Origin of the sequence: Pricia sp., assembly GCF_041745955.1 — a bacterium.
GTDB lineage: Bacteria > Bacteroidota > Bacteroidia > Flavobacteriales > Flavobacteriaceae > Pricia.
Genome location: NZ_JBGTHY010000045.1, coordinates 1 through 4,876, shown reverse-complemented (window position 1 = coordinate 4,876; position 4,876 = coordinate 1). Strand labels below are relative to the sequence as shown.

Genomic DNA, 4,876 nt, shown 5'->3' with positions numbered 1-4,876 from the left:
CTAATAGGGACCTGAAATGGGAAACCAGCACCCAATGGGACATTGGTATCGACGGTGCGTTTATGGGCGGAAAATTGAACATGACCGCAGATTATTACCATAAGACGACCGAAGACGTTTTAATAGGGCTTCCGGTACCCTATGTTTCAGGTTTCTTTCTACCTGTGGACGCAAATATTGGGGAAATCGAAAATTCGGGTATTGAATTTTCCGTGAACTATGCTGACGAAATAGGCGATTTCAAATACAATATTGGAGCCAATATCACTACTGTAAAAAACGAAGTGACCGATTTGGGGCAGATATCCCAAATCATTACTGGACTTGGTGGACCTGATACTCATAGAACTATAGTCGGTGAGAGTTTGGGCCATTTCTACGGCTATAAGACAGATGGTCTATATCAGAACGAAGCCGAGGTAGCCGCCGCGGTACCCGACGTTAGCGGCACCCCCTCCCCAGGTGATATTCGGTTTGTGGATGTCAATGGAGATGGTACAGTCGACGCGAACGACCGAACCTATTTAGGCAGTCCTTTCCCCGGGTTTTTCTACGGTTTTAATTTTCAGGGAGAATATAATGGTTTGGATTTCTCGGTAAACCTTCGAGGTGTTGGCGATCAGCAGGTCTACAATCAGGCACGTACTAGCTTGGAGAGCCTCACAGGAAACAATAATTTCAGTACTCAAGTGTTTGACCGGTGGACAGGTGAAGGAACAACCAATTCGAGTTCCAATCCGCGATTGACCAGAACCGACCCCAACGGCAATACGCGTTTTTCCGATCGTTGGATTGAAGATGCTGGGTATCTCCGTATTCAAAACATACAAATAGGATATAGCCTTCCACCGGAAAAATTGACGAGCTGGACAAATGGCTTTGTGTCCAGAATGCGTTTTTATGTTGGTGCCCAAAATTTGGCCACCTTTACCAAGTATTCAGGTTTTGACCCTGAGGTAGGTCGGACCCAAAGTTTCCAAAAGGGAGATTTTACATTGGCCAGCGGCCAAGATGCCGGTGCCTCCCCTTTACCTAGAATCATTCAGTTGGGTTGGTCCGCAACCTTCAATTAAAAAATTTAGCAGTACTTCAATATAAAATATGGCATTATGAAAAAATATATAATTCTTATTGGTATTTTCTTCGTGTTCTCGTGCGGGGAAAAAGAACTAGATCTTTTGCCCCTAGATAGGGTGACTTCGGACACCTTTTATAAGACTCGGGGTGATTTCGACAGTGCATTATTTGCATCGTATTCCTCCATACAGGATTTTTGGGGCATCAGTGCCGAAACTTTGGGGGAAAACGGTGAATATTGGAAAATCTCAGTTGTTATTACCGATGATGCTGCTGCGGATACGGAGGTATCAGATGGAGTTTCACAGGATATAGACTTACTACAAATACGTGCAAGCGATGTACCCTATGGAGCGGTATATTCCCAAATTTACGAAGGGATTTACCGTGCCAATATAGTTCTGAGCAACTTGGATAACGAAAACGAGTTGTCGGAAGCTGATAAAACCATACTGGAAGCGGAAGCCAAATTTTTAAGAGGTTGGTTTCATTTTCAGGCCCTAAAGCTTTTCGGCACCCCCCCTTTGGCCTTGGAGGTAAAAACCGACCTTACTGACCTTGCCCTGCCCAATGCCAGCCAAGATGAACTATACGCTTCTATACTCGACGACCTCACAATTGCTGCAGCTGGTTTACCCGAAGATTGGGGCAGCGCCGACCGCGGAAGGGCCACGGCTTGGGCGGCCAAATCCTATCTAGGAAAAGTTAACGTATGGAAAAAAGATTGGCCGGCCGCCATAACGGCGTTTGAAGACGTAGTGCAGAACGGCCCCTACATGCTTATGCCGGATTATGCCGATAATTTCAATTATGATATGGAAAACAATATGGAGTCCATTTTCGAGATTCAGTTCGGCGGGCCTTTTTCCGATGATAACATTTGGGTCTTCGACGATACGCATTCCGAAAATTTCAAGGCCTCACAGGGTTCCACCAGAAGTTATCATTGGGGAGCGGCCAACGGTGCCCCTGGGGGTAAACGCGGCTGGTTCATACCTTCCCAGAATTTGATTGCCGCCTTTGAACCCGGGGATGTCAGGGCCAATGAAACTTATTACCAAGACGGTGATATGTATTATGTCTGGTCGAACCAAATGACCCAGGAATTGCCGTACGACCCCGAATGGTCCTCCAATGGGCTGAGCGGAAAAAAATATCTTGGCGAGCATAATGCAGTCGGTGCCAACCGTTCACCAAACGAGGCGGCGGATTTTAACAACGAGCGTTGGTTCAGGTTTGGGGAGCTCAAATTGTTATACGCCGAGGCCCTAATAGAAGGGGGAGGCGATCAGGCCATAGCCAAACAACAGATCGATGATATAAGGGTAAGGGCGGGACTACCCATTTTGGCGGTCGATAGAGATCTTACCGAGGCCATGCGACAGGAAAAAAGGATGGAATTGGCATTTGAACCTCATAGATGGTTCGATATTACGCGTTGGGGCATCGGTTCCGAAATCTTTGGTGCCGCCTGGAGCGAGCATTATAATATATTTCCTTTCCCTTTGACCGAAATTGACCGTTCCGACGGTTTATTGAAGCAAAATCCGATGTATTAGATTTCAGAGTAAACAAAATGTTTCCTTTTTAAAGACGATAGGGAATCCAATCCATTTTTTAGGTTGGATTCCTTTATTTATGGGATAATTGTAAATTTGTTATCCATGTTACATCCTCCGGCGATCAAGCGATATATCCATTATTTCTATTGCTGTCTACTAATGGCGACTGCGTCATGTAGGGATAGTTCCAATACCTTTTTCGAAGAACATTCCCCAAAAGATTCAGGAATCGATTTCAACAACGCCCTCAACCTTGATGGCGGTCTCTCCGTACTTGATTTCGAATATATGTACAACGGTGCCGGTGTCGCTGTAGCCGATTTTGATCTAGACGGTTTAGAGGACATCTATTTTACAGGGAACATGGTCAGCAACCGACTCTACCGAAATTTAGGTGATTTTAAATTCGGGGATATTACTGAATCGGCTAAAGTGAGTTCCGCAAATTGGTCGAACGGCGTTTCTATTGTAGACATCAACCAAGATGGCTATCCCGACATTTATGTCAGTCGTGGCGGTCCTCGAGGCACGAAGGGTAAGGACATTGCCAACCTTTTGTTCGTCAACCAATGCGTGAAAAAGGGCAAATTGTCCTTTTCCGAAGAAGCCGAGAAATGGGGTTTGGCCGATGAAAGCTATTCCATACAAGCCGCTTTTTTCGATTATGATGGGGATGATGATCTCGACATGTACCTCTTGAACAATGCCCTGGTCGATTTTAACCGCAACACCTCTCGTCCCAAGGACCTGAGCGGAAAAGCTCTTTCAGTTGACAAGCTTTATAGGAATAGTGGTAACGGAACGTTTGAAGATGTTTCAGGTTCAGCGGGCATGGTCAGTGAGGGCTTTGGCCTTGGTGTCCAGATCTGTGACATGAACACTGATGGTTGGCCGGACGTTTATGTTTCCAACGATTTTCTGACGGACGATTTTCTTTACATCAACCAAAAGGATGGTACTTTCAAGAACAAAATTACCGATTACATGCGGCATCTGACCTTCAACGGGATGGGCAACAACATCGCTGACATCAACAATGACGGCAATATGGACGTCGTGGTGCTGGATATGCTACCCCCCGACAATAAACGCCGCAAGCTGACCATGACGGGCAATACCTACGATCAGTTCGAGAAAAGGCTTTCCGACGGATATCAGCCCCAATACATTAGAAATACTTTACAACTAAACAACGGCGACGGCTCGTTCAGCGAAATCGGGCAAATGATGGGTATATCAGCCACGGAATGGAGTTGGAGTCCACTTGTGGCGGACTTCGACCAAGACGGGAACAACGACCTATTTATTACCAACGGCTATCGACAAGATATTACCAACCTTGATTTTATGGACTATGGCAACCATGAACTGATGATGGGTACCGAAGAGGCCAACCGAAAAAAAAGACTGGATGCATTGAACGAACTGCCCGGAATTAAACTCCACAATTTCTTGTACAAAAACCAGGGTAATCTTAAATTCAAGGATATCACTGACGAAGCAGGGCTATCAAAACCCACCTACTCCAACGGCGCGGCCTATGCCGACCTTGACAATGACGGTGACCTCGATCTGGTTATCAACAATATCGACGACCCCGCCGGCCTGTATGAAAATCGAACGGTTACCGATTCGACCAAAGCTTATCTCAGGTTCCGTTTCGAGGGCAAGGCGCCCAACCTTCAAGGTTTGGGTAGCCAGATAACAATCTTTTATAAAAAACAGCTACAAAAACAATACTTTACACCATATCGAGGCTACCTTTCTACGGTGGAACAGGCTCTACATTTCGGTCTGGGCAAGGTCTCCGAAATCGATAGTGCAAAAGTCGTTTGGCCGGACGGAAAAGTACAGCATCTCGGAAGACTGAAAGTGAACCAAGAAATTGTGCTGCAATATAGCGAAGCTCAAAAGTCCACAGTACAAAGTGATTCTCCACAAACACTACAGCTAATCGCAAAAGAAGATAGCATCGGATTGAATTTCAAACACATCGAAAATAGATTTGTGGATTACACGATCCAGCCGCTTTTACCGCACATGCATTCCCGCAACGGTCCTGGGCTTTCGGTAGCCGATATCAACGACGATGGACTTGAAGATGTTTTTGCGGGTGGGGCCCTAGATCAATCGGCATCCTTCATGATCCAAAAACCGGACGGAACTTTCGAGGCATCTCCCCTAACCGGAACAAACCATGAGGATATGGCTTCCCTCTTTTTCGATGCGGACAATGA

General features: G+C 46.0%; 3 protein-coding genes. All 3 read left to right on the top strand.

The features are described from left to right. The coding region (locus ACEW8S_RS01570; protein ID WP_373516436.1) for a TonB-dependent receptor domain-containing protein at positions 1 to 1,073 on the top strand (1,073 nt) is incomplete at its 5' end. 36 nt (positions 1,074 to 1,109) lie between these two features. Then, on the top strand, positions 1,110 to 2,636 hold the full coding sequence (locus tag ACEW8S_RS01565) for a RagB/SusD family nutrient uptake outer membrane protein (RefSeq protein ID WP_373516435.1): 1,527 nt from the start codon (positions 1,110 to 1,112) through the stop codon (positions 2,634 to 2,636). Positions 2,637 to 2,741: 105 nt separating this feature from the next. Then, positions 2,742 to 4,876 (top strand): CRTAC1 family protein (locus ACEW8S_RS01560; RefSeq protein WP_373516434.1); only part of this gene is annotated, 2,135 nt, incomplete at its 3' end.